The organism is Pseudomonas sp. D3 (genome assembly GCF_029320995.1).
Taxonomy (GTDB): Bacteria; Pseudomonadota; Gammaproteobacteria; order Pseudomonadales; family Pseudomonadaceae; genus Aquipseudomonas; species Aquipseudomonas paraveronii.
Map to the genome: position 1 here is coordinate 4235616 of NZ_CP119772.1, position 26120 is coordinate 4261735.

The 26120-nt window shown below is 58.0% G+C and carries 37 protein-coding genes; 17 read left to right on the top strand and 20 right to left on the bottom strand.

The genetic code is table 11. The features are described 5' to 3' along the window. Positions 1-53: 53 nt before the first annotated feature. From P3S72_RS19250 to P3S72_RS19325, 16 genes are all read right to left on the bottom strand, one after another. The gene (locus P3S72_RS19250) at positions 54-2072 is read right to left on the bottom strand and encodes a ClpP-like prohead protease/major capsid protein fusion protein (RefSeq protein ID WP_276197958.1); all 2019 of its coding nucleotides are present in this window, start codon (positions 2070-2072) and stop codon (positions 54-56) included. Continuing rightward, entirely contained in the window at positions 2038-3573 is a 1536-nt protein-coding gene (locus P3S72_RS19255; protein WP_276193635.1) for a phage portal protein, read from the bottom strand. Before P3S72_RS19255 ends, P3S72_RS19250 begins: the two co-directional genes overlap by 35 nt. Next, positions 3570-3776 (bottom strand): primosomal replication protein PriB/PriC domain protein, encoded by a 207-nt coding sequence (locus tag P3S72_RS19260; RefSeq protein ID WP_276193636.1) that lies wholly within the window; start codon positions 3774-3776, stop codon positions 3570-3572. Before P3S72_RS19260 ends, P3S72_RS19255 begins: the two co-directional genes overlap by 4 nt. Then, positions 3767-5824 carry a terminase gpA endonuclease subunit gene (locus P3S72_RS19265; protein WP_276193637.1) on the bottom strand — a complete coding sequence of 686 codons (2058 nt, stop codon included), beginning with the start codon at positions 5822-5824 and terminating at the stop codon, positions 3767-3769. The genes P3S72_RS19260 and P3S72_RS19265 overlap by 10 nt, the downstream gene beginning before the upstream one ends. After that, the gene (locus P3S72_RS19270; RefSeq protein WP_276193638.1) at positions 5787-6338 is read right to left on the bottom strand and encodes a terminase small subunit; all 552 of its coding nucleotides are present in this window, start codon (positions 6336-6338) and stop codon (positions 5787-5789) included. Before P3S72_RS19270 ends, P3S72_RS19265 begins: the two co-directional genes overlap by 38 nt. Positions 6339-6521: 183 nt before the next feature. Beyond that, on the bottom strand, positions 6522-7259 hold the full coding sequence (locus P3S72_RS19275; protein ID WP_276193639.1) for a hypothetical protein: 738 nt from the start codon (positions 7257-7259) through the stop codon (positions 6522-6524). 74 nt (positions 7260-7333) lie between these two features. After that, positions 7334-7666, bottom strand: coding sequence for a phage holin, lambda family (locus tag P3S72_RS19280; protein WP_017848180.1), 333 nt, complete (start codon positions 7664-7666; stop codon positions 7334-7336). Positions 7667-7892: 226 nt separating this feature from the next. After that, on the bottom strand, positions 7893-8735 hold the full coding sequence (locus tag P3S72_RS19285) for a DUF2971 domain-containing protein (protein ID WP_276193640.1): 843 nt from the start codon (positions 8733-8735) through the stop codon (positions 7893-7895). A gap of 54 nt (positions 8736-8789) precedes the next feature. Then, positions 8790-9143, bottom strand: coding sequence for an antiterminator Q family protein (locus P3S72_RS19290; protein WP_276193641.1), 354 nt, complete (start codon positions 9141-9143; stop codon positions 8790-8792). A gap of 3 nt (positions 9144-9146) precedes the next feature. Next, complete coding sequence (locus P3S72_RS19295; protein WP_276193642.1) at positions 9147-9467, bottom strand: hypothetical protein; 321 nt, start codon at positions 9465-9467, stop codon at positions 9147-9149. Further along, positions 9439-10767, bottom strand: coding sequence for a site-specific integrase (locus tag P3S72_RS19300; RefSeq protein ID WP_276193643.1), 1329 nt, complete (start codon positions 10765-10767; stop codon positions 9439-9441). The genes P3S72_RS19295 and P3S72_RS19300 overlap by 29 nt, the downstream gene beginning before the upstream one ends. Then, positions 10764-10973 (bottom strand): hypothetical protein, encoded by a 210-nt coding sequence (locus P3S72_RS19305; RefSeq protein ID WP_276193644.1) that lies wholly within the window; start codon positions 10971-10973, stop codon positions 10764-10766. Before P3S72_RS19305 ends, P3S72_RS19300 begins: the two co-directional genes overlap by 4 nt. Further along, positions 10973-12343 carry a replicative DNA helicase gene (dnaB, locus tag P3S72_RS19310; RefSeq protein WP_276193645.1) on the bottom strand — a complete coding sequence of 457 codons (1371 nt, stop codon included), beginning with the start codon at positions 12341-12343 and terminating at the stop codon, positions 10973-10975. The genes P3S72_RS19305 and dnaB overlap by 1 nt, the downstream gene beginning before the upstream one ends. Then, positions 12336-13043: a helix-turn-helix domain-containing protein gene (locus tag P3S72_RS19315; protein WP_276193646.1), complete on the bottom strand. Its 708-nt coding sequence runs from the start codon at positions 13041-13043 to the stop codon at positions 12336-12338. Before P3S72_RS19315 ends, dnaB begins: the two co-directional genes overlap by 8 nt. Before the next feature lie 284 nt (positions 13044-13327). Further along, the gene (locus P3S72_RS19320) at positions 13328-13750 is read right to left on the bottom strand and encodes a phage regulatory CII family protein (RefSeq protein ID WP_276193647.1); all 423 of its coding nucleotides are present in this window, start codon (positions 13748-13750) and stop codon (positions 13328-13330) included. A gap of 67 nt (positions 13751-13817) precedes the next feature. Further along, positions 13818-14039 (bottom strand): Cro/CI family transcriptional regulator, encoded by a 222-nt coding sequence (locus P3S72_RS19325; RefSeq protein ID WP_017848190.1) that lies wholly within the window; start codon positions 14037-14039, stop codon positions 13818-13820. 106 nt (positions 14040-14145) lie between these two features. On the opposite strand from P3S72_RS19325, the gene P3S72_RS19330 reads away from it, so the two are divergent. From P3S72_RS19330 to P3S72_RS19340, 3 genes are all read left to right on the top strand, one after another. After that, a complete protein-coding gene (locus tag P3S72_RS19330; protein ID WP_017848191.1) occupies positions 14146-15012 on the top strand; it encodes a LexA family transcriptional regulator in 867 nt (288 codons plus the stop codon). A gap of 90 nt (positions 15013-15102) precedes the next feature. Further along, positions 15103-16089: a hypothetical protein gene (locus P3S72_RS19335; protein ID WP_017848192.1), complete on the top strand. Its 987-nt coding sequence runs from the start codon at positions 15103-15105 to the stop codon at positions 16087-16089. A gap of 90 nt (positions 16090-16179) precedes the next feature. Continuing rightward, a complete protein-coding gene (locus P3S72_RS19340) occupies positions 16180-16395 on the top strand; it encodes a hypothetical protein (RefSeq protein ID WP_276193648.1) in 216 nt (71 codons plus the stop codon). A 51-nt stretch (positions 16396-16446) separates the two neighbouring features. Here P3S72_RS19340 and P3S72_RS19345 read toward each other — a convergent pair whose 3' ends face one another. Further along, complete coding sequence (locus P3S72_RS19345) at positions 16447-16710, bottom strand: DUF1654 domain-containing protein (protein WP_017848194.1); 264 nt, start codon at positions 16708-16710, stop codon at positions 16447-16449. A 467-nt stretch (positions 16711-17177) separates the two neighbouring features. Here P3S72_RS19345 and P3S72_RS19350 point away from each other — a divergent pair, with 467 nt between their 5' ends. From P3S72_RS19350 to P3S72_RS19370, 5 genes are all read left to right on the top strand, one after another. Then, positions 17178-17612: a TerB family tellurite resistance protein gene (locus P3S72_RS19350; protein WP_153871642.1), complete on the top strand. Its 435-nt coding sequence runs from the start codon at positions 17178-17180 to the stop codon at positions 17610-17612. A gap of 269 nt (positions 17613-17881) precedes the next feature. Next, entirely contained in the window at positions 17882-18241 is a 360-nt protein-coding gene (locus P3S72_RS19355) for a hypothetical protein (RefSeq protein WP_276193649.1), read from the top strand. Further along, positions 18241-18555: a hypothetical protein gene (locus P3S72_RS19360; RefSeq protein ID WP_276193650.1), complete on the top strand. Its 315-nt coding sequence runs from the start codon at positions 18241-18243 to the stop codon at positions 18553-18555. The genes P3S72_RS19355 and P3S72_RS19360 overlap by 1 nt, the downstream gene beginning before the upstream one ends. Positions 18556-18646: 91 nt before the next feature. Then, a complete protein-coding gene (locus P3S72_RS19365) occupies positions 18647-18994 on the top strand; it encodes a hypothetical protein (protein ID WP_276193651.1) in 348 nt (115 codons plus the stop codon). Between the two features lie 45 nt (positions 18995-19039). Further along, complete coding sequence (locus tag P3S72_RS19370) at positions 19040-19855, top strand: DUF2303 family protein (protein WP_276193652.1); 816 nt, start codon at positions 19040-19042, stop codon at positions 19853-19855. Positions 19856-19933: 78 nt separating this feature from the next. On the opposite strand, the gene P3S72_RS19375 is transcribed toward P3S72_RS19370, so the two are convergent. After that, positions 19934-20137, bottom strand: a complete 204-nt coding sequence (locus P3S72_RS19375) for a hypothetical protein (protein WP_276193653.1) — start codon at positions 20135-20137, stop codon at positions 19934-19936. A gap of 108 nt (positions 20138-20245) precedes the next feature. Next, positions 20246-20770: a hypothetical protein gene (locus tag P3S72_RS19380; RefSeq protein WP_276193654.1), complete on the bottom strand. Its 525-nt coding sequence runs from the start codon at positions 20768-20770 to the stop codon at positions 20246-20248. A 47-nt stretch (positions 20771-20817) separates the two neighbouring features. Here P3S72_RS19380 and P3S72_RS19385 point away from each other — a divergent pair, with 47 nt between their 5' ends. Beyond that, positions 20818-21594 (top strand): DUF2786 domain-containing protein, encoded by a 777-nt coding sequence (locus P3S72_RS19385; RefSeq protein WP_276193655.1) that lies wholly within the window; start codon positions 20818-20820, stop codon positions 21592-21594. A 22-nt stretch (positions 21595-21616) separates the two neighbouring features. Here the strand turns inward: P3S72_RS19385 and P3S72_RS19390 are convergent, their stop codons facing one another. Next, positions 21617-21850, bottom strand: coding sequence for a hypothetical protein (locus P3S72_RS19390; protein WP_276193656.1), 234 nt, complete (start codon positions 21848-21850; stop codon positions 21617-21619). A gap of 71 nt (positions 21851-21921) precedes the next feature. Here P3S72_RS19390 and P3S72_RS29585 point away from each other — a divergent pair, with 71 nt between their 5' ends. The 8 genes from P3S72_RS29585 to P3S72_RS19435 all read left to right on the top strand — a co-directional run bounded on the left by P3S72_RS29585 (position 21922) and on the right by P3S72_RS19435 (position 26011). Beyond that, positions 21922-22623 carry a hypothetical protein gene (locus P3S72_RS29585; RefSeq protein ID WP_346429958.1) on the top strand — a complete coding sequence of 234 codons (702 nt, stop codon included), beginning with the start codon at positions 21922-21924 and terminating at the stop codon, positions 22621-22623. A 232-nt stretch (positions 22624-22855) separates the two neighbouring features. Beyond that, a complete protein-coding gene (locus P3S72_RS19405) occupies positions 22856-23170 on the top strand; it encodes a hypothetical protein (RefSeq protein WP_276193659.1) in 315 nt (104 codons plus the stop codon). Further along, positions 23167-23796: a hypothetical protein gene (locus tag P3S72_RS19410; protein WP_276193660.1), complete on the top strand. Its 630-nt coding sequence runs from the start codon at positions 23167-23169 to the stop codon at positions 23794-23796. Before P3S72_RS19405 ends, P3S72_RS19410 begins: the two co-directional genes overlap by 4 nt. Beyond that, the gene (locus P3S72_RS19415; RefSeq protein ID WP_276193661.1) at positions 23793-23981 is read left to right on the top strand and encodes a hypothetical protein; all 189 of its coding nucleotides are present in this window, start codon (positions 23793-23795) and stop codon (positions 23979-23981) included. The genes P3S72_RS19410 and P3S72_RS19415 overlap by 4 nt, the downstream gene beginning before the upstream one ends. A 49-nt stretch (positions 23982-24030) precedes the next feature. Continuing rightward, on the top strand, positions 24031-24369 hold the full coding sequence (locus P3S72_RS19420) for a hypothetical protein (protein ID WP_276193662.1): 339 nt from the start codon (positions 24031-24033) through the stop codon (positions 24367-24369). Positions 24370-24405: 36 nt separating this feature from the next. Then, the gene (locus P3S72_RS19425; protein WP_276193663.1) at positions 24406-24627 is read left to right on the top strand and encodes a hypothetical protein; all 222 of its coding nucleotides are present in this window, start codon (positions 24406-24408) and stop codon (positions 24625-24627) included. A 2-nt stretch (positions 24628-24629) separates the two neighbouring features. After that, the gene (locus P3S72_RS19430; RefSeq protein ID WP_276193664.1) at positions 24630-24974 is read left to right on the top strand and encodes a hypothetical protein; all 345 of its coding nucleotides are present in this window, start codon (positions 24630-24632) and stop codon (positions 24972-24974) included. Next, on the top strand, positions 24875-26011 hold the full coding sequence (locus P3S72_RS19435) for a tyrosine-type recombinase/integrase (RefSeq protein ID WP_276197959.1): 1137 nt from the start codon (positions 24875-24877) through the stop codon (positions 26009-26011). The genes P3S72_RS19430 and P3S72_RS19435 overlap by 100 nt, the downstream gene beginning before the upstream one ends. Positions 26012-26120: the final 109 nt, after the last annotated feature.

A 26120-nucleotide genomic window follows, 5' to 3' on the forward strand; every position in this document is an offset into this window, starting at 1 on the left:
TCTTCAGAAACAACAAACCCCGCACTGGGCGGGGTCATGGGATGGGCGACGCGTTAGGCGCCGGCGGACTTGTTCAGGCCGCGCGCATCAAGCGCAGAAACGCCGGCGTCGATGCGAACCTTGGTCGCGATGCCGTCGCTGGTGAAGCCTTCCATCTGGTCGATGTACGGAACATCAACACCGTCGAGATAGGCCACTTCGATCGTGTCGCTACCTTGCTTCGCAGCCAAATACCACGACGTCGACGAATTGTCGTCCAGACGCGGTTCGCCGATCACCTGGGCGAAGTTCTGAATCGGGTTGACCACGCCGGCATTGACCTGGGCGGTCGGCACCGACGTCGAGCGAATCAACTGATTGGCTTGGTCTTCCAGCGCGACCGGGCACAACAGGAACGCAGGGCGGACGTTCAGCGTGCGGGTCTTTTCGCCCTCCTTGGCCGGCTTGCCCTTCTGCAGCGCCATGGCGGTTTTGGCCGCACTCATTGCCGCGATCGACAGCGCCGAGCCGGCACCGGTGAACAGGTTCTTGCGCGAGGCCTCGAACAGTGGCTTGCCATCCTTCATCTTGCCGTTATTGATCAGAGTGTCGTACACCAGATCACCAATGGTTGCGCGAGCCGCCGCCCCCATCAGCCGCGGAATCGCACTCAGGGCGTCGAGGTCATCGTTGATGATGGCTTGACGGTTGATGCTGAAGATCTCGCCGTAGGTGGCCAAGCGAATCGTCTCGCCGGTGTCGCCGAGGGTGATGTACTTGTATTCAGCGCCTGGGCGCACTTCACGCAGCGTCGACATAGCACCCAGACCGACGCGGTTGGCCACCTTAAAATCGCTCAAGCGGCCTTGGCGCGTCCACAGGTGATAGGTTTCCTCTGCATCCTCCCAGCCCGCCAACAACGAACGGTGCGAAGCATCCAGCAGGATGTTGCCGAAGTCGCTGGAATCATGGGTAAAAGCCAGACCGACCATGTCCATCGGGCGCAGGGTCGCCACGCCAATACCGCGATCGGCCAGCGACGCGCGGGCCAACTCCCGCAGGGTCATGTGGTTGTATGCGTTGTCCGCTTGGTTGTCTTGGATGCCAAGGCGTCCCAACAGCGAGGCCTGCACAGAGTCACCCACCAGATTGCCGTTGCTGACATGCCCCGGGTGACCAAGGTTGCCGGTCGGAGTGGTCTTCGCGCCGATCGCCGCCAGCAGCTTGGCGTTGGCTTGTTCCAGCGTGCACGCCGTGTCGCCCAGGCAGGTATCGCGCAGTGCCTCATGCCCGGCAAACAGGGCAAAGGCGCCACTGATGGCGGTACGGCGCGCGGCTTCGGCTGCCACGCCCTGAGCCATGATTTGCTCGGCGTTCAGCGCAGTCGGCGCCGGGACAACGGGCGCAGGATTGGCCGGTGGGGTTACCGAGCCGCGCGGGTCGAACAGGTTTTTGAAGGTCTCGGGCATTTTATTGAAGTCCTGCATGCGTTGTGAATTGAGTTTGGCGAAGGTTTCCAGGGCATCCACCAGTGCATCGGCGAAACCCAGCTCGACCGCCTCGGCGCCGGTCATCCATGTTTCAGCGGCCAACAAAGCCTTGACCTCGTTGACCGTTTTGCCGGTCTTGCTGGTGTAGGCCGCCACCAGCGAGTCCTCGACCTTGTCCAGCAAGTCGGCATAGCGGCGCATTTCATCGGCGTCACCACCCTGAATGCCCCAGGGCTTGTGCACCATGATCATGGCGTTGGCCGGGATTCGGATCACGTCCGAGGCCATCAGCACCACGCTACCCATGGACGCCGCCAGACCGTCTACGGTGCCCTCCACCCGTGCTGGGTGGTTCTTGAGCAGGTTGTACATGGCCATGCCTTCGAACACGTCGCCACCCGGCGAATGAACGTGCAGGTTGATTTGTGACACGTCACCCAGGGCTTTCAGATCCCGGGCGAACTGATTGGCCGAAATCCCCCAGGCGCCGATATCGCCGTACAACATCAGGTCAACCACGCCCCGAGCCGCAGCGCGTAACTGATACCAGCTCTGCCCGCCGTCTGGCTCATTCGTCCTTGGGGCCGACCCCTGTGGCCGCATCAGCGGTCCGTTGTTTTTCGTCATCATTGGGCTGATTCTTCCCGTAGATTTGGTGGTAATAGTCAGAGCTGAAGACCAGCCCGTCCTTGCGGTTCGCGGCGACTTCCGCCAGACGCGACGCCTTAAGCTCTGAAGGGTTGCGCTGCCGCGACCTGGCCACTTCGGCCTCATCGGCAAAACCGGCCTCGACCAGCAGTTTCCAGGCCGTGGCCTCATGCACCGGATTGATCCATGGCATCACCGGCCCTTGATAGAACGCCCCGTAGATCGATCGCGGGTCGACGTCCGCCGGCACCACCAATTGCCCGCTCATGATCGCGATGCGCAGCCATTCGCGATAAACGGGACGGCACCAGTAGTCGATGAATTCGTGCTGCAGCAGGTCATAGCCCAACTGTCCCTCGACCAACTCCTGACGCTGGGCCGAATAGGTGCCGTCGTAGCTGCGCGCCACGCTGGAATAGGTGCTGCGCGAGCCTGCCGCGACCGCCTTGAGCTGGCCATTGCGGAATCCCTCAAGGAACGGATTCGGTCGATTGCTTTCAATCATCCCGATGTCTTCACCGGGCAACAGCGTATCGATCACGATGCCCGGCGCGATCGGGAAGGTTCGCTCGGGGCGAGCCTCACCCGCAGTTGGCGGGACGAAGTCGTCAGGCAAGCCCTTTTTGATGTACATGGCTAACGCCGCGCTGATGCGCGCCGCGACCCGCTCGCTTTCCTCGTAGTCCTTGATGTCCGCCAAACGGATCAGAACCGCGTGCAGCAGCGGCTGGCCACGGTTCTGACCAATACGCTTGCGGTGCGCGATGTGAATCATCTGTTCGACCGGCACCCGCTTGGTCTTCTGCGCCAGATTGCCGCCAAGATCCCCGGGGTGGGTCTTCAGCAGGTGATAAGCCCGCACCCGGCGCCACGCGTTGCGCTCGACGCCCTGGACGATGCCCTTGGATAAATCGGTGTACTCAATGGGTAGGTAATCCGGCTCCAGCAGCTCCAGGGCGAAGGGCACACCGTGCAAATGCTCGTAGCCCGGCACCTTGCCGATCAGCTTCTGCGCCAAGGTCTCGCCATCGCGCAGCCAGGTGCGACAGACCAAGCGTTCCATCTGCGGCCGGCTCAGCTCCCCAGACGACTCCGGCGCGAGCGACCATTCCCCCCACAAGGCTTTGATCGCGGCGGAAAAAACGACATGCACATTGCCGTCGTAACCCAATGGGATCGGCTCCACGGCAATGCCGGGGCCGCCCACCACGCGTTCCTCCAGGCGATCAAACAACCCGGTGACAATGTCGTGATCCTCGTCCAGCTTGCGGCACTGCTCACGCAACGATTTCAGCGTGCGATTCAGCGAGCCGTCAGCGCTGCGCGGCTGCTTCTTGGCCTTGTGCGTGCGGGTCACCGTGGCCGCCTCAAAGGCCATGATCACGTTCCGGGCGCGCAAGCGCTCGGCCACCATGCCGGGAAAGAGCGGCGCCAGGGCTTTATCCAGCAGATTCAACCGAAGGTCGCCAGGGAATAACCCGGACGCCCCCCACGCTGCGCCACTGCCACACGCCGCTCCCATTCCAGCCGCCCGGTGCGGATGGCCGGCAAGTCGGACATAACGACCCTGCGGCCGTTGAACTGCACGTCTTTGCCGGCCAGCACGTCCGCTTCGGCTTGCAGGTACTTATCAAGCATTTCCTGAGCTGTCAGAGCCATGCGTTCGCTCCTGTTTCAATCCAGCCGCCGGCGGCAGGCTGGTGGTCTGGTTGAGATGGGATCGACGCCGGTGCCGGTTCTGGCGGCGGCTCGACGATGGGTTGTTCTGGCTCGGTGCCGTCTTCGGTATCGTCCGGCTCGTCAGGTTCGTCGGACACTTCCCATGCGCTCGTTGCCGGGTTCTGGCTGGCCAGAAGATCAAGATCGAGGCCGAATTTCTCCTGACAGATCCGCAGTGCCGCCAAGGCGTACACAAAGCAGTCGAGCGCCTCGTTGCGCTTCTTGCTGGCATCCCATCGAAGCACGCGGCGTCCGCGGGCCATGATCCATTTTTTGGTTTCACTGGTGAGCTGCTTCAGCTCGTCGCCATCGCAGATCTGGTCGTCGGCAGGGAAATGCACCAGCCCCGGCACCGGCCGATCGCCATCCGGCTGCAACTTGAGCCGGTTGTAGATCACCTCTTTGGCGTTGTCGGTGCCGATTTCCGTCAGGTAGGTTTTGGACTTCTTTTCCTTGCGCCGTGGGAAGCTCGCAATCGGCTTGCCGTAGGTGCTGGCCCCGAAAATCGGGATCACCCAATGCACGCCATGCTTGCGGCTTTCAGCCCGGACCGCGTCTGAGTGGTGGCCGCCGGAGTCCCAGCACCAACGCTCGACCCGCATCACCGCACCGTCAGCACGGGTGAACATGCGGTGCAACTCCAGCCCTACCTTGCGCTTGAGCACCGCGCTGGACGGATCGCCGTACAGAATCTTGCGATAGATCAGCCACGCTTCTTCGCCGGCCCCCCAACCCCACACCCGCAACTCGTAACGGTCGTCTTGGGTGTCAATCGAACCGGTCAGCACAACAACGCGCGGCGGCACCTGGGCGGCGTAGACTTCACGCCGGCCGTGCAACAGCTCCCAATCGACTTTCTCGGTCTGATCTTCTTCCCACGTCTCGCCCAACGTGGTGTTGGTAAAGGTCTTGAGCTTGCCCCGATCCTTACCGGCCTTGACGCGCTCGTCGGCGATTTTTACCCAGGTCGTGAACGTCGAATACACCGTCCAGATATGGAACGTGAGCCGGCGCGGCGTGCGCATCGGCGTATCGTCAGCTTCGAACCACTCGATGCTGTCACACGTCCAGATGCCTGTTTTCTCACAGATATACCGGCCCGCCCGGGACGCCTCAATCATCTCGTGATGTTCGAACGTGCAGCCGTGACCGGACTCGCACAGATACCAAGCCTTGACGACCTCGTTGCGCTCATCCTTCAGCCACTTGATGCCAAACGGCTCATCCGGGCCGCCCCACTTCAACGTCTGTTCAGTACGGCAATGCGGGCAGCGGATGTGAAAGCGCATCAGGTAAGCCGACTCCTCGGCCGCCCGGGTGATCTGGCAGGTGCCCGCCAACTTGGGCGTGGAACCGCGAATCGACTTCGGGTAGGTAGCACCCTCAAGGCGTTTATCGCCCAGGAACGTCGGCGAACCCTCGCCGTCAATGTCCTCATCGAAGTTCGACAGCTCGTCGTAACCGACCTCATCGGGACTTTTCTCGCGGTAGTTACCGCCGGCGGTCCCGCCCAACCACCACAGAACCTTGCGGTTTTCGAAGACCTTGGATTCTTGGGTGTTGTCGCCGTGTTTCTTTCCGCACCAGGGCGCCAGAGCCTTGATCACCGGCACGTCGCGAATCATCGGATCGACGTGCTTTTTCATGATGTCTTTGGCGTCGTCGTCGGTCGGGCTCCACATGCAGACGCTGCGCTTTTTGTGTTCGATCTTGTAGGCGATGTTTGCCACCAACATCTTGGTGTAGCCCACCCGCGCCGACTTCAGCAGGTTCAGTTCTTCGATCAGGTCGTTGCCCATGGCGTTGAGCAAGGGCACCTGAAACGCCTCGGTGGTCCATTTGCCCTCCCCGTAGGAGGACTCCGACGACATGTAGAAATACTCGTCCGCCCACTCGACCGCCGTCATCGGGGCATCTTTGTGCAGGCTCTTCAGCCCGCGCCGGATAGCGTCAACCAGCGACCTCATCCAAGGTGGAGATGTACTCATCCAAAAGCTCCGGCACACGGTCAGCCAGCCCAATAGCAGCGTTACGCGTAACGGCAATTTCGTTCTCGACTGCATCAAGGTGACGCACGGCGATATCGGGGTGCTTGCGCTTCACGAGTTTGGGGATGGTATTAAGGGTTGCGGCCAACTGCGCCGACAACTTGGAGAGCGCGAAAGTCATGAAAGCAACCGGGGCCAGTTCCTTGTCGCCGATGCGGTTTTTGCGTGCCTGGGCATCGGCCTGCTCTTTGGTCAGCCGCAGCCGCTCGCAATCAATTTTGTAAGCAATGTGCGGGTCACGTTCTTCGCCGTCTGGTTGTTGCTTACCGGTCTGGTGCTGAAGGCGGTTATCCAGCACCGAACGGACGTCATAAAACGATTCTCGGCCGATCTTCGCGACTGCCGCGACGTCCCATTTATCAAAGGCCTGCACCGAAATTCCGAGGCTGTCGGCCATGTTCTTCTTGTTCAGCCAGCCAGGCTGCCGCGTGATCGTGGTGATCTTGGAAGACATAACAACAACCAACCTCTGGAAAAGGGTCATACATAGCAATAAGGCGGGGCCCGAATTACCCCCTTAGGGGGTGGGGTCCGGGAGTACCTTTTGGTTTTTGCCCCCGGCTGGCCTGTCAAGCAAAAAAGGTGAGAAAAGCAACGAAAAAGCCACTTTTTCACCTTTTCGACCGAATGACATGCATCACCGCGCACTGCCCAGTGCCTGGGCCCAAGCGGCGGCGAACTCTTCCTCTCGATTGGCCTTCACGATGTTCTCGGCGATCTTGAAGAACGGGAAGATGGTGCGATATCGCGGGGCCGAGTCAGCGAAGATGAATACCGGCCGCACTGCATCCCCCATGCCCATCGACTTGCGCTCCCACACACCTTGCGTACCGTCGACCTCGCCAGAAAAGAAGCGATGGGCGTTGCCCTTGCGGCGGCTTCGGGCGCTGCCACTGGCATTGGCCTGATAGCCCCGCGCTGACTCAGCAGCCCCCAGGCCAGAAAGGATCTTCAGCATCGTGCCGCGTGACACGTTGCCGTACTGATTCATGAAAGCCGTGGTAGGCACCGCGTATTGGCCGCTGCGCATGATGCCCCGCGCTATCAGCGACTTCTCGAAACGCTTATGGGGCCGCATCCCACCGCTTACCGCCTGCTGCAGGTAAGTGTCGGCAGGAACGCCAGATGCCCACGAGTCTTTGAAATAGACTTCAGCGGCACGCTGTTTGGTGGCCATCTTCACAAACAGACTATTCAGCGTGGTCGGGGTTGGCCGATCCAGGCGCTTCCGCATCACCATAATGGTGCCTTCCTTGACCCGCTGGGCCAGCCGGGTCGCGGTCAGGGCCACCACGAAAGGAAGGTGCTTTTTTTCAAGTTCCAACATGCCCGCAGTGACCGGGGCAGAATCCAACCCTAAATCGATCTTGAACATGCGGACACCTTCGAATGATTGAGCCGGCTACGTGTTCGCGCCACGACTTGGCGCGCTCGAAAACGTGGCGCGGATTAATCGACCTTGCGACTGGGCAACTTGAAGTCAGTCACCCTGTCAGCAATCGACCGGATCTTCTCTACGCCCAGGAAGCCAACCCAACCACCTGCGAAGGTGGCCATGCTCTGGGGCAGACCGAAGAAGTCCAGACCGCTGATGATCGTCAAGGTAAGGCCGCCACAGATCGCGCCCTCCACCAGCATCTGGCGCCGCGTACCGCCGCCGTATGTGATACGCAGGACGGCCATGGCGCAGGACAGCGCAGCCGCATAGAGGATTGGCGAATGCTGGCTAAACCACGCAAGCGCTATCGCCCATGTGTCTGGTTTGTCTGGCATGTTCGGCATCTCAGGTTCCTCCCTTTAGGGGAGTGAATAGATTCAGCTCCAGCAGCACTCCCAGCTCGGAGCGATGGGTGTGGTGGAGCCGAAAACGAAAAAGCCCCGGCAAATGCCGAGGCTCGATGAACTGTAGAAAGCAAAAAGCCCAACTCTAGGGTCGGGCTTTGCTCGCGGAAAAACCGCAAAGTAACTAAAATCTATAGAACATCCCCGGGCGAGTCAAGCGCCATGTTCAGAGATGAATACCATCTTCGAGCTCGCTCCGATCCACGTCGAATGTAGTTTCGGAAAGCTGCGTCTTATAAACAGCAATCCCAAGCTTTTTACCCGCTTCTAAAACATCAATTCTCAAACCTTCAGGTGCTCTGTGCCCAAGTATGATTTCCGAAATAGCATCAAGAGGAACTTTAAAAAGATGAACGGGATACGGTTTTCGCTCTTGTATATCGTCGGCGTCTTTTAGCAGAGCAAGCAATCGATCCTCCTGTTCATAAGCCCAATCTTCCGATTTGGTGAGAAAAATATCCAACCCAGGCGCATCCACCTGTCGCTTGGGAATAATAGTTCTTTCAGTTTTATATTTAACAGGCAGCAAAGCGGTTCTACGAGGCTGCCCTTCATCGGTAATTTCTTTAAAAAATTCGTGTTCCCTTCTGAACCCTACACAAAACCCCGAATAGGTTTGAGTGTAGTGCGACCACATCAGTGCGCTATTCCAGCGACGAGAAAGTGACAAAATTCCGAGCTGGCTGTTTATTCTCTGCTGATTCAGCTCAATGGCTTTCCTCTTGTAAAGCCATGGATCATGTTCAGCCATATGCTTCAGCCTGCTGAAAGCCAGATTAATCAGCCCATGCTTCCTTGATTTTTCCTCAGGACTGTCACTCTCACTTAGGCCTATCGTCGATAATGCACTCGTAAACAGATCGCCTATAAGCTCGTCAGAAGATACTTGCGGAAAAGCCGCCAAACACTCATACGGGTCATTTAAAGCGGCCGCCTGCGTGAATCGCAAAAAGCCATCCTTTAGAAACGAACTACGTTCAGCACCTAAAAACTTGTATACATTTTCCACTGATACTCGTTCCTTCAATCAGAACCCCACCCTCCAGAGCATGAAAGGGTCGCTTCATGCCGCCTCTCTCCGAGATTCTAACGCTCCGTCGATCCACGCAACACCTGCCTTCCAAAGCTGCCGTGTCTTTTCCTCACCGAAACCTATCTTCTTGCCGACCTCCATCAGCGAAGCATCGCGACTGGTGTAGTACTTCATCAACACCTGGCCGCATTCGGGGTAGCGCTTAAGCAGGCGACCCATCAGTCCATCGATCAGCAGCGCGTCGTCATCGGTGATCATCGGCGAAAGGATAGTGTTCTCGCGAGAGGCGCAGCAGGACACACCAGAGCCGAGGACAACCCAGCGGCCCCAATGCTCCAGCAGATCCTCGGCGGTACGCTCTTTAAAGCTCGGTGTGAAGGCCATGATTCAATCCCCTGTGTAATTTGTTCCGCCTGCTCCCAGGCGGTTCGGTTGCACGTATTGGCTCTGGGGTCCGCTCATTGGTGGCGGACCTTTCAGCGCTAAAATTTCACGCTGCGCGTGCTGCAATTTGAAACTCAACTGAGTGACTAGCTCGTCGGCAGAAAGCACCAACTTGGTCCCCTGAACAACCCAACCTGAGCCGTTGCAATCCGTGCAAACCAGCTCATAAAACACCCCAGCTACTACCGCCCTACCCTTGCAGATCGAGCAGGGCTCAAGCTCGATCCGCTCCCGCTTAAAGCCAGGCACCTGTCGTTTCTGCACGTTTTAATACCTCGCCCTTAACAAATTGTGGTTCTGGCTCACAGACCCCGCCGTTCAAGGCGTCTACGAGGTTTTGCGAATCTTCATATCTAACGCCTGTCTGCGCGTGAATCGCCTTGAAGCCGCGCGCATCTAACCAGTTATGCCACTTCACCAAGGCCAGGCGGCGCTGCTCTTTGGCCTGCGTATTGATGTAGGTGGAAGCGATCTTGCCCAGGGAGTGATTCAGCAACATCTCGCCGATGTGGCCGTCGACGCCGAGGTCAGTCCAGGCGGTACGGGCGACCTTGCGTAGGTCGTGACTGGTCCAGGCGCCCTGCCCCAACCGGGTGAATACGGCGCTCGCTTGGTTGTCACTCAGCGGCTTGCCACGACGTGACGGGAACAGGAACGCCCCTGCATATCCTTGGGCGGTCTGGCGGTCACGGTAGCGGCACAGCAGCGCGACGACTTGGTCGGTCAGCGGCACCCGCAGCTCAGTCTTGGATTTGGTGTGTTCGGCCGGCAGAAACCACTCGCGCTCTGGCAGCGCAATATCGGCCCAGCGCGACTGACGGGTCTCGCCAATGCGGGTTCCGTGGCAGAGCATCATCAGGGCCAACATCGCGTCACCTGGCGCGCTGTCGAAGCGCTCAGCCAACAGCATCACCAACTCGGGCACCTGCACATCGCGCAGTCGGGCGGGCTTGGGCTGGATACGCGCAGCCGTGAAGTTGCTGAACTTGAGCTCGACCATAGGGTTGACGGGGATCAGGTCCAGCTTGCGCGCCTGACGAAAGGCCATCGCAAGCAGACGGAACAGCTGCTGAACATACGACAGCGACAGCTCAGCCTGGGCCGGCCACATCAGCAGCTTGTCCAGGGTCTGCGCACTCACATCCCGAAGCAGCAGATCGTCCAGGCGCGGTTTGAGTTGGCAGCCGACGGCGGACTTGATGGCTGAGCGGCGCTTGTCGGACAGTGCCCGCGACCTGGCCATGCGGTCGCCGAACCAGTCGAGCAGCTCGCCTACGGTCAGCCAGCCCGAGACGCTGGCCGCGCCATCGGCAGCCACGCGCAGGCGCACCGCCGGCAACGCCGCGATCACCTGCTTGGTGTTCAGGTCAGGAAAGGCGCCAATACGGTGCCACTGGCGCTTGCTGAGCAAGTACCAGGAACCGCGCGCACGGTTCTTCGCGAAACGAAAGTGCAGCGCCGGGTGACTGGCATCGCGCAGATCACGCACATGCTCAAGTTTGGCATTGCGGGCGATCTCGGCATCCGACAGCTTCACCGTCAGGGTTTTGATTTGAGTGTTCAAGAGGCGCCCTCCTTGGGAGCCAGGAGATCAACGACCTCGAAAGTGGAAGGCCACATCCAATCTCCATAACGCCTGGCCATGGCCTCATCGGCGAACAAGGCCATAGCGTGATCAGGGAGGACATCCATATCCGCCTTGTAGCCGCAGCAATGCACGGCGTAGCGATAGGTGGCCGGGGCCGGGACGGCAAGACGAATTGAAACCATCAGATTTTTTCCTTAGCTCTGTAGCGGCCGGCCATACTCGTAACCCTTTCAGGTTTGGGCGGCTCAACCCATCCGGCAGCTAGTTGTTCGAAACGGCTGTATTGCCCCAGGAAGGCAGCGCGAACGGTACCGCCCGCAATGTCTCGGCCCTTGCCAATGATGATTTCGGCAATGCCCTTCGCTTCCGAGTGCTCGTGATAAACCTCGTCGCGATACACGAAAAGGATGATGTCCGCGTCCTGCTCAATGGCGCCGGATTCGCGCAGGTCAGAACACAGCGGGCGCTTGTTCGGGCGCTCTTCGCATTTACGGGAGAGCTGACTGAGCAGGATCACCGGGACACCTAACTCGCGAGCCATGAGCTTCGCGGTGCGCGTCATATGGCTGACTTCTTGCTCGCGACTGGACGTGCGCGAGTCGGATTCGACCAACTGCAGGTAGTCAATAACGACCAAGTCCAAGCCATACCGGCGCTTATGGCGGCGAGCCGCCGAGCGCAGTCGATTCATCGACATAGACGCGCGATCCGACAGAAACAGGTTCGACTTCTTGAGCTTGCCAGCCGCACTCATCAGCTCAGCGCCGTGGGTACTAGGGGCCTTGCCATTCTTGATCAGCTGTAACGGCACCCGCCCTTCGGACGCCATGAAACGATCCATCAGGCCCGTGTTATCCATCTCCAGGCTGAACGCCATAACGCTTTTGCCTTCACGGATAGCCGCGTGAGATGCAATGTTCATGGCCAGCGTGGTTTTGCCCATGGCCGGGCGGCCAGCGATGACGATCAGTTGGCCAGCTTTGAGCCCTTGCAGCTTCTCGTCCAAATCAGCAATGCCTGTGGACAGCCCGTCAATTTCACCCCCTCGATCCGCTCGAGCCTGCAACACCTCAATGTAATCGTTGAGAAAATCCTCAGCCTTAACCACCTCGGATGTCGCCGACTGGCTGTCAATGGCGTGGGACTCAGCCTGTACCGCTGCAACCTTGTCAGCCGCCGGCTGATCACCGTAGGCAATGTCGTTGATCCGCACGCTCAGTTCGATGATCGACCTATCCAGGCTGCGCTCACGAACCGTTCCGGCGTAGGAAGCGGCGTTTGCAACACTCGGCGTATTGCGGGCAATTTCTGCGGCGTAGGCAAACGAATTCGCCCCACCAGGTAGATCACCAACATAAACCCCGACGGTCACGATATCGACGGGATGGCCCTCACCATGCAAGGCCAAAATCCCGCGATACAGCTCCGCATTGTCCTCGTAGTAAAAGTCCTCGGGCACCAAGTCGGCAGCGAGTATGTCGATCAACTCAGGACGCAGGAACATAGCCCCCAGCACGCCGTGTTCGGCTTCCAGGCTGTAGGGATCACGCATTGTAATTACCCTCCACAACCTTGACGAAGTTGCTCGGAGCAATCAGCCAGTCGAAGTTGCAGCGGAAAGAGCTCCCGCCGGAGGTGGACACCTCCCCCATCAGGAATTTGCTGGAGCGAACCAGTGCGAAGTACTCCGCCCAGAAACTGAGGTCTTGGTGAACAACGCTCTCGTTCCAACGAGCTGTGATCTTGCTGATCCGGTCCTTGGTCAACAACATGACTCGAGGAAACTCCGGGATCGTTGTGTTGAACAAATCGACGATTGCCTGAGCTGGGCATTTCGGCTTCGAAATTTTCGTTGGTTGCTCGGCGCCAACAGGAGGTGATGGTTCACTTGATGGTTCTATTACGGTTCTGGGTGCGGCTGCTGCGGGGGTTTGTGTCGTGAGCTGCGGGGGTGGTGGTGCATCTGCTGCGGGGTGCGCCTCTTGCGGGGGTGCATAAGATGCGGGGGTTAGGGTGTAGATCGTCGAGCGTCCCATCCGCTCCCGGACAGACAAGATGCCCACTTGTCCAAGCCACTTTATGGCCGCCTGAACAGTCCTTTCAGCGAGGCAAGTACGCTCAGAGATACGAGCGACCGAAGGCCAGCAAACACCCTCGTCGTTCGCATTGTCAGCGAGAGATATCAGGACAGCTTTTTGTGGGCCGCTCATGCCTTGCAGTGGCCAGCACAGGCTCATGATGATAGTGCTCATGCGGAAACGTTCCGGGCAGGAGCCAGGGAGGCCTTTAAGTGATCGAGGCATTCCCGGCGGAATTGAGACTTGGATTCGGGCGAGTACTGGATGCCAATAAGGAGCGCGGCACTCATAGCGGCGGATTGATTGGAGATTGCGCGTCGAGACAGCTTTTCGGACTCGCTGGAAAGTGTCGCGACATCGCCTGAACTATTGACTGCGGGGGTGTTTTTGATCATTATCGACCTCGCTAAAAAGTTGTACTGAACCGCCCTGCCAGGCGGTTTTTTTATGCCTGCGATTCAGGCGGCCTTCAGCGATTCGCGCAAAACTCGCAGCGCGTCTATCGCCTCAAGGATTGCTTTATCGCCCTGGGCTTTTTCGTGCTGGCTGATGTGGTTGTCCGCCGCAGCATCGAAAATCAATCGACCAACATCACCGCATTCAGCGGACAAGAGGCCCAGCGCGGTCATCAGCGGTTTTGCTTTCGGCTTTTCACGAGCCACTAGGTCAAAACCGAATTGGTCAGCGAGCGCGATCAGCGGGCGCATATCTTGTGTGTGGAGCAGCACGCCAAACAGATGCTCGATCGTTAGGTGGTGCGCCGCGTTGTCCGGGTTTGAACGCTGCAGAAGGCTCACATGAGCCATGCACATTTTCCCTGCCAGCTCCTCTGCCCCGCTTTCCTTGATGGTGGTGTGGCAAGCCCTCAAGAAATCTTCCATTCGTAAAACCTCAAATTTGTTTCCGTGGCGCCTTTGCAGTGCAAAGGCGATCATTTGGTCAATGGAGCTACGAACACAGATGCCATGCGGCGGTTTTCTGAGCCGGCATCTGGCACGGAAACGGACGTATCTCTTCGGCCGTAAACTTCCCATCTTCGTGTTCGATAACCAAGATCTCCCTGGCAGCCTTCAAGGCTTTAGAAATGGCTGGTGCGCTTACGCCAAGGCCCTTGGCGACAGCGGACTGACCAATTCGCTCAACCAGTTCTGGCAGTGGCGTCTTCTTCATTTCGTTGCCTCAGCAATCTTTGTCAGCTAAATATTAACCGCCGGTTAGCATTCTAGCAATACCGCCGGTTGCCGCATTAAAGTTAACCAACGGTTAAATTTCACTGATGAGCAAAAAGAAAGAGCTTTCCCGAGAGTTAAAGGCTGAGTGCGACGCCGCTAAGGCGCTTTTCGTATCGAAGAAAAATGCGCTGGGACTTACCCAGGCGCGCCTGGCTGAAGAGGCAGATATCTCCGCGGCTGCTGTGGCCATGTATCTAAATGGCACCAACCCCCTGAATGTAAAATTTGCGGCGGTGCTTTCTCGATTGCTTGGCGTGCCTGTCGAAAAGTTTAGCCAGAGGCTTGCTGATGAAATTGGAGGCCTGACCGGTACCACCGATCAAGGCGCAGCGCACAATTCATCCGCAGCAGACATGGTCCGGCAGATGCTGGCGACAAAAGGCAAAGGCCTTTCAGATGATGCTCGCGCCAGGCTGCTGGCTGCTGCCCAACAGAGCGACTCAGGGAATGTCATCACAGTTGACTTCTCTCGCCCTGGCCAGGTTGGTGATGAGGTGTGGATCGCGCACTACGACGTTCGCGCAGCGATGGGTGGCGGACAGATCCCCCACGAATATCCGGAAATGCTCCAGGACATTAGGGTCAGCCCGAAGCATCTACGGGACCTCGGCCTCACCTTCAAAGAACACTTCCACCTAAAGATGATCACCGGGTGGGGTCAGTCAATGGCCCCGACGATCAAGGATCGTGACCCGCTGCTCGTGGATATCACGATCCGGGAGTTTACTGGCGACGGTATCTACCTCTTCTCCCACGACGACATGCTCTACGTGAAGCGCTTGCAGAAGAAAGGCAAGGACCGATTCAAGATGATCTCGGACAACAAGCACCACGACCCAGAAGACATACGAGTGGATGACACCCACATCCTGGCTCGGGTGCTCTACGTATGGAATGGGCAGCCGGTCTAACGCCAGGGCCTTAACTAAAACGAGCCAGCAGCTGCGCCGCGACCTAAAAACTGGTCTCCGCATTTAAAAACCAAGCACGGAATGCATTCAATGAGTGATGTTGTCGTCGTTGATGGACCTGAATCCTTCTTAGCGGCCTTGGACCGCATGGATCTTATCGGCGAATCATTTCCGGTTTTCAGTGGATGGCCTAAATTCGATGTAAAGGTCGAAGGTGACCGCTATAAGGGTACGCTGACACCCAAGCTAATGGCTGGGCTCATCGAATTTCAAGATCAACTGCTGCGCACGTACGCCGAGATCCGCTATGGTTCTTCGTCTATCGGTAAGCTAAGCGCTGCTGATAAGGCAGATCTTGAGATAGTCTTAGCGATCACGAAGGGAAGCACGAATGGCCAGGGTCCGCTTGACGAAGTCCTCAACAAAATCATATCGGCGCTGCCCATGAACAAGATGAGCGGAGGCAATGTCACGGCCCTGCTAATTATTGCGGTGTTGTGCTTGGCGGGCTACATGGTATTTTCTGGCTGGAACCAGTCAGACTTGGAGAAGGCTAAACTTGCCAGCGTGGAGCGACAGTCAGCAACACAGGCAATGCTTATGAGTAAGCTGGTTGATGCACTTGCCTCTAAAAATCTGCCGCCTGAAGCTGTCGCTATCAAAGACAGAGCGGCCGAAGGATACAGGGCTATCGTAGCCGGAGCTCCGGACGCCACCTCAATGGATATTCAGGGTGAGCACTTCAACGCCGATGAGCTTGAAAAGATACGAACCCAGGAGCCCCAGCCTAAGAGTCGCCAGGAGCGCAGAGAAGACGTATATATCGAAATGGTGAAGCGTCACCCCGACTATCTGTCTTTGACCCTGAGGCTGCCAGGGTCCGATTACACCTTCCCAGGTCGAGTTGACTTGTCTAAATTTGATCAAGGAAAGGTCAACCAACTCTTTGACTCTCTTCGTGATTCTAGCCCTATTCGCCTCTTCCATTACTCGTCCGAACAAAAGAACCGTATCCTGAGAACTGATGTGATCGCCGTGGACGACATCACAGTCAGCCAATCCAAGTCCGCACCATAGTCACCTGAATCTTTGGACGACAGCCCGCCGATTAGCGGGCTTTGTTATGCGTACTGCTACACTTTCAGGCTTCCCTTCTGGAGTCTTTCAATGCCTTCGCCCTACTCCCTCCCCGAAATGCTTGAACGCATCTACGAGAACCAGCTCGCCCTGGAGGCCGCTATCATGGAGCTTTCGCTGTGGGTTGTGCAGCAAGGTGGCGCGCACGTCGACGAGAACATCCGCGGCGCCCTTGAGACGATCGGCGAGAACGCCGGGCACATCAAGCAAGGCTTGGCCAGGCTGAAAGCCCAGGCCCGCGACTGAGGCACCACGCCGTACCTAAGCGCCCGCCATTGTGCGGGCTTTTTGTGACAGTCAGAACGGGGCCGGTTCCTCTTCAGGCTCAAACTCAACCTCCCCCTTACCTGCCGCCTCAACCTCTTGCTGCTCCCACCTGACCGTCACGCTGCCGTCGTCATTGAGTGTCAGTTCAAGCTCGGCCGTCTCGGCGATCACGCCCAGCACCTCTTCCCACTCCCGATCCCCGTCCGTGTCCAGGCGATGAATCGTCACCCAACGCTGCGCCTGCGCGACTGGGTGATTGATCATCGATGAGACGCGCAGCGCTAAGCGCTCCATACCGCTCATTTGCTCTGTTGCAGTGACCTCACTCGCTCTACTCGATCGTCCCATACCTACTCCTTAAACTGTATATACATCCAGTACATAGCGCAGCATACATCCTTCCTTTCAAAAAATAAATTAACCGCCGGTATTGACTGGAAATATAACCGCCGGTTAATATTTACCCATCGCACCTACACGCCGTTGCGATAGGCCTCACAGCCAGCCCGCTCTTTAACAGCCAGCGCAACAAGCAACAGACCGCATTGCCTCTACCGGCGACCGGCGAGCAGACAGGCCCGAAAGCCTGCCAACGACAGGAACAACCTGGACGGCTGCTCGATGGTGAAACGCCAGAACTGAGTGAGTGACCCGGCAAGCAATGCGCCCCGCCCCTTCCGGCGGCAGTAGGAGGGAAAGCATCACTTCTGCACCTTGGTAACAGGGTGCAGCGGGATGTCACCCAACCCAGAGGAATAACCATGTTAGGCAAATTGTTCGGCAAAAAATCAGGTCAGGCCCGCGCGGCGGTAGCCAAGCTGGCAAACCGTGACCTGATGGAAGCGGTTGTGTACGGCAGCATTTACGTTGCGGCCGCCGACGGCGAGCTGGAAGAGAGCGAGCTGTCGAAGATCGAAACCATCCTGAGCAACAACCCGGCGCTCCAGGGCTTCGGCGCTGAGCTGTCCAACACCATCGACCGCGCCAAGACCGACTTCAAGTCAGGGGCTCGCATCCTGCGGCAGAACGCCGAGAAAGAGCTGGGCGACCTGGCTCATTCCCCTGCCGAAGCGCTAACCGTACTCAATGTGATGCTCACCGTGGCCGAGGCCGACGGCGAGATCGAACCGGCCGAGCTGACCGCCCTCGAGCGCAGCGCCAAGCTGCTGGGGCTGAATCTGAAAGACCACCTGTAAGCATCACTTCTGTCCATTCACTGAGTGGGCAGCGGGATGCGGACGAACACCCGGCGTGCGCCGGCCACCTGCATTTGAACCAACCCAGGCGCTCGACCGCCACCCCCTGCGTGACATAGGGAGGTCTATGTACCGCAACGAAAGCCCGGTCCCGATCGGGCTTTTTTACGCCTCGCCTTTATCCGTCAGCACCCTCCCCTGGGCCCACCGGCACAGACCAGGCGGTCAGGTTGCTGACGAATAAACGCAACCCACCATAAGGAATCGTGATGAACCAAACCATTCGCCAAAAACAAGCGGTCCTGCAGGCGTTGCGGGATCGGTTTGCACTGTCCACCTCGGAGATGTACGTGATGATCGGTCGCGAAGAACCAGTGAAGACGCCCCGTTTCAACGTGGTGCCGCTCGGTAAGAACCTGTTCGATGTGGTCGAGCGCTCCAGCGGCGTATCCCGCGGCGAACGCGCCGGACACGACGGCGCGTGCCAGTACGCTGATCAGCTCGAGCGCAACGCCGACTTCTTCGATGCTGCGAAGGCCACGTCGAAGCGTTTCGGGTGGCGCATGGCGCGCTGGACGGCTGGCTTCGCGGCACTGCTGGTGGTGTTCGCCTACTACGGTGCGCAGTAATGATCGGCGTACCGATGGTCAACCCGAAAGACGCGGTGATCGCTGACCTAAACCGCCAGATGGAAGCCTACTTCGGCGCGGGCAACACGGCCCAGATCATCCCGCGTGGCGTCAGCGCTGACGGTCCTTTCAAGGGCACCACCGCCCACCACGAACGCCTGCGTACCCAGCGCGACAAGCTGGCACCGTCGGTGCGCGCCGAAGCGGCCAAGGGTGTCGTGGCCAGCGAGGCAGCAAAGAACCTGGGCATGCACATCAAGCGCGTCCTGCTGATAGCCCAGGAGAACGGCTTCAAGTTCGCCGACACCCCATGAGGCGCATCAGTAACCAGGCACGCCAGCGCCTTCGTCAATCGCAATTCAATCTTCCACCCAGCGGCCTTGCGGCCATCCCGGAGAAAAACCCATGTCTACCGCAACCGATACAGCCGAGTTTCTTGAAGAACTCAACGGCAGCGCTTTTGCCAGCCAAATCGGCCACGCCATCTCCGAAGTAGCCGCCGGAGTAGTTGACTACGGCAAGGCCGGCAAGCTGGTGATCACCCTGGATTTCAGCCAGATCGGCGAATCGCACCAGGTGAAGATCAAGCACAAGCTCGACTACAAGGTGCCGACCAAGCGCGGCACCCGCAGCGAGAACACCAGCCTGGACACGCCAATGCACGTGGGCACCGGCGGCCGCGTGACCCTTTTCGCGGAGAAGCACGACCAGCTTTTCACTCGAGAAGAAGCGCCCATCAAGCCCCGCACCTGATCAACCCCGTTCCGCCTTCCCTTCCGCAACCCAAGGAAATAACCGATGTCACTTACCAAAGATGCAATTCAGCTCATCACCGATACCGCGCTGGAAGCCACCGGCAAAAAGCTGGAAACGCTGGTCCCTACCGTGGTGTTGCCTGAAAGCGCAAAGGTCATCGATCTTGAGCGCTTCCAGGCTGGCCGCAGCCGCTTCCGTGGCACATACAGCACCCACTCACTGGCTGATTTCGGCGCTTACGTCGTTGAACGCGCAGCGCCTGGAGCCCGCGGCTTCATCAATCAGGACGAAATGAGCTGCGGCCTGCTGTTCAACCTCGGCACTGCCGCAGCACCTGGCCACGCCGACGACCGCGCCATCCTTCGCCTAAAGGCAACAGCCGGCTACACCGCCGCCCAGGCAATCGGTGGGCGCGGTATCAGTCAGAAGGATTTGAGCGATTGGATCGAAGACTGGCACCAGTACCTCACCCCGGTCGACGAAGCCGGTAACCCCATCCCTGTGGCCAAAGCCATTGCTGCCGTCCGCACGATCACCATCAAGGCGTCCAGCGAATCGGAAACTACGGTGGGCGAGACCAGCGCCAGCCGCAGCGCAATGGATCAGATCGAAGCGCGCAGCAAGGAGACCCTACCGGTTTCCCTGCAATTTCGGACGGTCCCGTTCGAAGGCCTGACCGAACAACAGATCACCCTTCGCCTGTCGGTCATCACCAGCGGCTCGCAGCCGGTGCTGAAATTGCGGTGGGTTGGCGAAGAGGTACAGCGCGAAGACATCGCTCAGGAGTTCAAATCGGTTCTTCAAGCCAAGATCGGTGAGGCAGCGACATTGTCTCTCGGCGCGTTCGATCCGAAGTAAAACCAAGGCCGGGCGACCGGCCTTCCTACCTGCCGCATCCAGTAACGAAGGGCAACGCCTGACTGTTAAGCGTCGTGGTCAATCAGCCCAAAAGTTTTGCTCTGCAAACTTGCTCCATTTCGAGTGCGCAACGGCGACTGCCCGTTCCAGCTCTCGAATCTTGAGCAGATAGCCCTCATCCGAGACTTCGCTAGAGGACACAAACTCTTTTAGTTTTTTGATTGCATCGGTCACAGGGACGAGCAGGCGGTTGCTCTCTTCGATTTTTGCCAACGTTTCCAATGCTCTCTCCTTGATCCGGCGCCATGCCGGTCACCCGTAATACCCCATATCAACGAAATCTGCCACCTCAGCTGCTCGGAAGCAGGATCGTGCCAACCACTACCGATACTAATGCTTCGATTCAAGGAGAGCCTTACAGGACTCTACTAGGTCTGGCGCAAGCTCACGCAATTTAACAATTTCGGAAATACGCTCGTAGGGATCTATATGACGCCCATTTTCTAGAATAAATATTATTGATGTTAGGGACGCTCTCAATATGTGAATTTGGACATTGCGCGCCGGATTTAGGTCGTCATCAAAATTAGCATTTAACCGATTGATAATTCGGCTGAATGCAACAGACACTATTTGGTCGGCCAATCCTGAATTATCTTCTTGTGCAGGTTCAACGACATTTAAAAGCGTGTCGCAATATTCCTTTGCGATCAGATACAACCTTCCTGCTTGTGCCAACGACCTCTGGGAAGCGTCCTCCTTCTCCCTTTTAATTTGGTTTCTGGCTTGGCTGCTGGCAATCAACATCGCCACGAGAATCGCTGCAATAGCCCCAAATGCCTGCACCCAAGACGCCAACCCTGGGTGAAGCTCTACCCAACACAAAAAGCCTTCCCAAATCGCAAGAAAATCCATAACCCACTCCCCTGTAGATCCCGGAACTATACCGACGAGGACCCCCTATGTCCGCACAACAGATTGACGAAAAGAAGCTCGAACGTGCGATCCGCAAGATCAAGCACTGCCTGGCACTGGCGCAGAGCGCCAACGAGAACGAAGCTGCAACGGCACTTCGGCAGGCACAAGCGCTGATGCGTGAGTATCGGCTGACGGAGATGGACGTAAAGCTGAGTGACGTTGGCGAAGTCGAATCGAGGTTCTCGCGGGCCGAGCGGTTACCCGCGTGGGAGCGGAACCTGAGCGCTGCTGTAGCCCATGTGTTCGGCTGCACTTCGCTGCGCAAGCGTCAGTGGGATGCGGCAAAAAACCGGATAGTAGCGCGCGCCTCCTTCGTCGGCGTAACCCCCGCGCAACACATCGCGCTGTACGCCTTTGAAGCTCTTCTGACGAAGTTGAAATTCGCGCGCAAGGAATATGCTGCGGCAGTCCGCGCGGGCGTATATCGAAGTTCGTACTCCGCCGAAACAGCAGGCGACCACTTTGCTTTGGCATGGGTCAACGAGGTCTACGGGAAGCTCAGCGCACTGGTTCCGAAAGGCGAAGAGGACAGCCAGGCATCAAGCGATGGCCGCGACATCGTTGCCGTCGAAGCGCAAGACAAGGCGCTGATCGACGAGTACCTGGCCAACAACGGCGTCGGAAAAGCCCGGAAAGCGCGCGATATCGACATCGATATGAACGCCCAGATCGCGGGGATGCTCGCGGGTCGAAAGGTCGACCTGCACGCAGGCATTGCGCGCGGTGGCGAGGACACCCTCGCGCTTTCCGTACTCGTCTGAACTCCCCATACCCACAGAAAGCCTATAGGTCTGCTCCAGAAATCAGCCTGGTCCCCACCTCACGCCCAGCCACCTGCGCCAGGCCACGGTCAACATAGGTTCGTTCACCCGCAACAACCGGCACTACCACTTCACCACCACGCTTTATCTCGACGTTGATACGCCAGGTCTCCCGGCCTTCCTCGTCCTTGTCGCACTCCATGTAGTTCCAAACCTGAAAGCCTTCGATCTCATCGTAAATATCGTGCTTGGTCATGGTCCAGCCCATTTAAAGGAAGGGGCCATCGTAGCACCACACCCCGGGCATGCCCCGGCAAGGACTCCCCCATGAACGAAGTTCACCGATACAAGGTCGTGACGATGCTTTCAGCGGCCGGCGCTACGATTGGCTACGACCCGCATGGACCTGACGTTGTGATGGCCTCCACCTTTGATGAAGCTACCCGTATGTTTCTGGATGCGGCCGAGCGCTGTGTTGCCTCGGAGCGCCGGGTGAAGGAATTGCAACAGCGCCTGACCGCAGCGGATGAGCGTGTAGATCAGGCAGTCATAGTGCTGAACGAAATTACCAGGGTTTCTCGGATGGGTGAAAAGCCTTTTGAGATCGCGACCCTGGCTATCGGTGAAATGTCGGCCGGCATAGAGCAGCCAGCGCCGGTAGCGGTGGTACTGCCTGAGCGGCGCGAAGTGGCTGGCGAAGGCGGACACACTTATTACATCCCTGTCGGCTGGAACGCCTGCCTCGACGAAGTAACCCGCCTGAACGCCAAACCCCGACAGGAGTACATCCGTACTCCACCCGCAAAACCTGTAACCCCTCCCCCTTCAAAGTCAGCCGCTATAGATCCTCATGGACTGAAGTCAGCGTTGATCGCTTGGGGGTGTATTGGAGGAGTTAAGGAAAGAGTTCCACGCTTCAAAAGCAGTGTGATGCTTTTTGGTTGCCTCCTCCCAATCTGGTCCAGAAACCTGCTTCGAAACCACCATCATCATCATTTTGGTAGTTGCAGCATCAAGCTCAACCAGTAACTCGTGGGATCTAAATCTGAAATCATCTAAGTCGGCCATAAAATCACCTTGCGACAGGTCTAGCCGGAGATACCGGATTGTGCCCATCTCCCTAATGACAAGCCCCAAAAGGCGAAGGTTCATCGAGGAACTGAGTTTCTTTTCGGCCTTCTTTGAACACGCGTTTTAAGCAGCTCCCTACTCTTCCCATCTCCCCATCAAAGTCAGCCGCTATAGCGGCAAGGACGAAGTCATGCCCGAAGAAAAGTTGATTGGCCCCGTCGAAGTCGTGCGCTGCGCTGACGGGTATTGGTATCACCCAGATGTCCCGGAGTTCGATGAGGACGCCGAAGCGTGGAAAGCGTGGCTCGGCGCCCAAGGTCTGAAGGTGATCGGCTGGCACATGGATTCCGACCTGGATACCCACCCCTACTGGGAAGACGGAGAGGCTCATTGCCTCGGGTGGGAGCCTGCGACGCCGCCAGTCGAGGGTTGGTTCCTGCTCGGAATCTTCGATACGGATGACGGCCCCTATGTTCAGTGGGCGCGCCGGGAGGTGGCGCCGTGAGCCAGATCAAAGAACGCCCCATCCTGTTCTCGGCGCCGATGGTGCGCGCCATCCTGGAAGGCCGGAAGACGGTCACGCGCCGGGCGGTGAAGTTTCCATTCATCGACCGCGCGGTCGGTTGCGAGCTCTCCGGCAATGAAATCGGGCCGGAGGAAATACGCAACAACTGCCCATATGGCGTGCCAGGGCAGAGGCTGTGGGTGCGCGAGACTTGGTACTGCGACCACTTCGAAGTGATGCGCGGGCCCTACCTCAAGCCGGATGACCTGAACGCCAGTGAAGCACTCGACGATGGGGCGCTGGTCTACGCTGCCGACGGACTGACCCCATACGAAGCGGATCAGCCAATCTGGAAACCATCAATCCACATGCCGCGCTGGGCCTGCCGCATCCTGCTGGAGATCACCGACGTGCGCGTCGAGCGGTTGCAGGACATCACCTACGAGCAGGCCGCAGCCGAAGGGGTTCACCGAGGCCCTCTACGTGAGTGGTGCGCGAGCGACGAAGGTGGTAACTGCCACAAATACCCGGTTCCAGCATTCCGCGACTTGTGGCAATCCGTCGGAGGAAACTGGGACGCCAACCCGTGGGTCTGGGTGGTCGAGTTCAAGCGGGTGACGTCATGATCCCGCGTGACGGTTTCGTCCGGCGTAAGTTCGAGGCGGCCATGATCCGACTGGCTATCGCAATTCTCATGGGCCGGAATGTTCAGCGCTCCCTTGTCGTGTCACGCGGCGACAACAACTACATGTGGAGCATGGCCGAAAGGCTCGACGCCATCGCAACACGCATCAGCAAGAACTACCCCTAACCCCAATCCCCCTACATGCCTGCCGGTGAGCAGCGGGCGAGGTATTCCTGTGCTTAAACAAATTGGAAAATTCATCACTGAACCGCTGCGCAAGGGCGACAAGAGTCGGCCACTGCGCTGGCGTATGGGGATGCGACTGAACCACATCCACAACGACCTGCACTCCAAGCACCCGAAACTCTGGAACGCCATCGTGATGTCGGCCCGAACGCTGATCTGTAAGCCGTTCGGCCATCGCTGGACCAGGTTCGAGGCGGTGAAGTACGGCGATTTTGGTGACTCCCGGATCTGCAAGATCTGCCGCATCAGCCACGGGCAACACCGTGGCGTCGACACCTACCACGAAACTCATCGCCAGGGCGGCTGGAACAAGATCGCCAAGCCCTAACCCACCTTCTGCCGCCCAGCGCGGCAAGGACACCCCATGTTCGCAACGAAACTCACCCTGATCCTGCTGGGCGCTTTGCTGTACCTGGCAGGCACCTGCTACTGGTTCGCCTGGCTCGCACCCGAACTGCTCAGCACCGGCACTACCGAGGCATTGCTCGGCGCATTCGCCGGCACCTGTGCCTGGATGCTGATCACCTTCGGCCTGGTCATACACATCATCAAGACAGCGCGGCCCACAGCGGGCGGCGGGAGGTAGTTATGGCAGACGCCAAAGAAAGACCCGAAGCATTCCAGCTCGACAAGGTTCCGGAGGTCCGCATGGCCGAGATCATCGGGACCACCAAGCGGGCGCTGGAAGGCAAGCGAGACCGCGGGGTCATCCCCGAAGGTGTGTGGAACAAGATAGATAACCGGATTTTTTATAGCATCAGGAGATATGAAGCATGGCTAGAAAGCCAATGGGCCTGCCCACAGGAGTTGAATTCGTTGGCCAGTCCGTTCGCATTCGGTTCACCTGGCGAGGCGAGCGACGCTGCGAGACTCTCGCACACCCACAAACACCAAAAGGGGTTAAAGCGGCAGCCGATCTACGCGATCAAGTAATAAGCCTGGCAAAGCATGGAGTTCTGGATGATCAGCGATACGCTGAACTATTCCCGAACTCCAGCTATATGCCCATTTCACTGGTAATGACGTTCGGCGAGTACGCCCAGGCCTGGATCAATAGCCTGGAGATCGTGCCCGGCACGCGCAGAAACTATCGCGCAACGATCAACACCTACTGGATGCCATGGCTTGGCCAGCTCCCGATCACGGCAATCACCACCATGGTTCTGCGCAGAATCATCAGCGAAACCGTCTGGGAGACCCAGTCGATAAAGCGCGAGTCGATTGCCCGAGTGAGCTCTCTTCTCAAGGCGGCGGTGCAGGATGAGCTCATTGACCGTAACCCTGCGGCACCGATCAAACTCCCGAAGAGAGCGAAAAAACAAGTAGACCCGTTTTCTGCGAGCGAGGCAGCATCGATCATCGCGTGGATGTATGCGAACTTCAAAAAGCCGGGTGTGCAAATATTTGCCGCCTACTTTGAATTCGCTTTTTACAGTGGGATGAGGACAGGCGAGATAGCGGCATTGCGCTGGGATGAGATCGACATGGAGAAGCGCGTGGCGCACGTCTGCCGCATCGTCGTGGACGGGGTTGTGGAAGAGCGCACCAAGACCAAGTACGCAAGAACTGTGATGCTGAATAGCCGAGCGATCAATGCCCTGGAGCGGGCGAAGGTAATCGCTAAGGAACGCAGCGTGCAGCGAAGGAGGATTAAGAACGAATCTCAATATGTGTTCCCGCCATCTGGCGGAAACGAGTTTATCTGCCGGCCGTCGCAAACGAGCCATCAGTTTGCAAAGGCGCTGACCGCATTGAAGTTGCGCCCGCGCCCGCAGTACAACTGCCGTCACACCTATGCCACTATGTGCCTGATGGCTGGGATGAACACCGCATTCATCGCGGGCCAGCTCGGGCACAGCATCCAGGTTCTGCTGACGACTTACGCAAAATGGCTGTCATCAACAAGTGACTGGTCGGAAGTTGGGAAGCTAGAACAATCCTTGATTGGTACAGAATTGGTACAAGCCTAACCAATCATCGTCTTACAGCCTTTATTTAAAGGCTCTCTATCGTTTTCTGATCCATACTCCTAAAATGTAACGTCATTTTTCATATAGCCCGTTGCAGAACGGTATTTCT

Excerpts from the sequence above, each read along its gene's own strand:
- P3S72_RS19425 (WP_276193663.1), top strand. The coding sequence starts at position 24,406 with ATGTTCGCAACGAAACTCACCCTGATCCTGCTGGGCGCTTTGCTGTAC.
- P3S72_RS19415 (WP_276193661.1), top strand. The coding sequence starts at position 23,793 with ATGATCCCGCGTGACGGTTTCGTCCGGCGTAAGTTCGAGGCGGCCATG.
- P3S72_RS19275 (WP_276193639.1), bottom strand. The coding sequence starts at position 7,259 with ATGTTCAAGATCGATTTAGGGTTGGATTCTGCCCCGGTCACTGCGGGC.
- P3S72_RS19315 (WP_276193646.1), bottom strand. The coding sequence starts at position 13,043 with ATGAGCACTATCATCATGAGCCTGTGCTGGCCACTGCAAGGCATGAGC.
- P3S72_RS19270 (WP_276193638.1), bottom strand. The coding sequence starts at position 6,338 with ATGTCTTCCAAGATCACCACGATCACGCGGCAGCCTGGCTGGCTGAAC.
- P3S72_RS19380 (WP_276193654.1), bottom strand. The coding sequence starts at position 20,770 with ATGGATTTTCTTGCGATTTGGGAAGGCTTTTTGTGTTGGGTAGAGCTT.
- P3S72_RS19335 (WP_017848192.1), top strand. The coding sequence starts at position 15,103 with ATGAGTGATGTTGTCGTCGTTGATGGACCTGAATCCTTCTTAGCGGCC.
- P3S72_RS19355 (WP_276193649.1), top strand. The coding sequence starts at position 17,882 with ATGAACCAAACCATTCGCCAAAAACAAGCGGTCCTGCAGGCGTTGCGG.
- P3S72_RS19390 (WP_276193656.1), bottom strand. The coding sequence starts at position 21,850 with ATGACCAAGCACGATATTTACGATGAGATCGAAGGCTTTCAGGTTTGG.
- P3S72_RS19280 (WP_017848180.1), bottom strand. The coding sequence starts at position 7,666 with ATGCCGAACATGCCAGACAAACCAGACACATGGGCGATAGCGCTTGCG.
- P3S72_RS19365 (WP_276193651.1), top strand. The coding sequence starts at position 18,647 with ATGTCTACCGCAACCGATACAGCCGAGTTTCTTGAAGAACTCAACGGC.
- P3S72_RS19330 (WP_017848191.1), top strand. The coding sequence starts at position 14,146 with ATGAGCAAAAAGAAAGAGCTTTCCCGAGAGTTAAAGGCTGAGTGCGAC.
- P3S72_RS19405 (WP_276193659.1), top strand. The coding sequence starts at position 22,856 with ATGCCCGAAGAAAAGTTGATTGGCCCCGTCGAAGTCGTGCGCTGCGCT.
- P3S72_RS19290 (WP_276193641.1), bottom strand. The coding sequence starts at position 9,143 with ATGGCCTTCACACCGAGCTTTAAAGAGCGTACCGCCGAGGATCTGCTG.
- dnaB (WP_276193645.1), bottom strand. The coding sequence starts at position 12,343 with ATGCGTGATCCCTACAGCCTGGAAGCCGAACACGGCGTGCTGGGGGCT.
- P3S72_RS19325 (WP_017848190.1), bottom strand. The coding sequence starts at position 14,039 with ATGAAGAAGACGCCACTGCCAGAACTGGTTGAGCGAATTGGTCAGTCC.
- P3S72_RS19430 (WP_276193664.1), top strand. The coding sequence starts at position 24,630 with ATGGCAGACGCCAAAGAAAGACCCGAAGCATTCCAGCTCGACAAGGTT.
- P3S72_RS29585 (WP_346429958.1), top strand. The coding sequence starts at position 21,922 with ATGAACGAAGTTCACCGATACAAGGTCGTGACGATGCTTTCAGCGGCC.
- P3S72_RS19340 (WP_276193648.1), top strand. The coding sequence starts at position 16,180 with ATGCCTTCGCCCTACTCCCTCCCCGAAATGCTTGAACGCATCTACGAG.
- P3S72_RS19250 (WP_276197958.1), bottom strand. The coding sequence starts at position 2,072 with ATGCGGCCACAGGGGTCGGCCCCAAGGACGAATGAGCCAGACGGCGGG.
- P3S72_RS19345 (WP_017848194.1), bottom strand. The coding sequence starts at position 16,710 with ATGGAGCGCTTAGCGCTGCGCGTCTCATCGATGATCAATCACCCAGTC.
- P3S72_RS19360 (WP_276193650.1), top strand. The coding sequence starts at position 18,241 with ATGATCGGCGTACCGATGGTCAACCCGAAAGACGCGGTGATCGCTGAC.
- P3S72_RS19370 (WP_276193652.1), top strand. The coding sequence starts at position 19,040 with ATGTCACTTACCAAAGATGCAATTCAGCTCATCACCGATACCGCGCTG.
- P3S72_RS19320 (WP_276193647.1), bottom strand. The coding sequence starts at position 13,750 with ATGGAAGATTTCTTGAGGGCTTGCCACACCACCATCAAGGAAAGCGGG.
- P3S72_RS19265 (WP_276193637.1), bottom strand. The coding sequence starts at position 5,824 with ATGAGTACATCTCCACCTTGGATGAGGTCGCTGGTTGACGCTATCCGG.
- P3S72_RS19260 (WP_276193636.1), bottom strand. The coding sequence starts at position 3,776 with ATGGCTCTGACAGCTCAGGAAATGCTTGATAAGTACCTGCAAGCCGAA.
- P3S72_RS19385 (WP_276193655.1), top strand. The coding sequence starts at position 20,818 with ATGTCCGCACAACAGATTGACGAAAAGAAGCTCGAACGTGCGATCCGC.
- P3S72_RS19305 (WP_276193644.1), bottom strand. The coding sequence starts at position 10,973 with ATGGTTTCAATTCGTCTTGCCGTCCCGGCCCCGGCCACCTATCGCTAC.
- P3S72_RS19350 (WP_153871642.1), top strand. The coding sequence starts at position 17,178 with ATGTTAGGCAAATTGTTCGGCAAAAAATCAGGTCAGGCCCGCGCGGCG.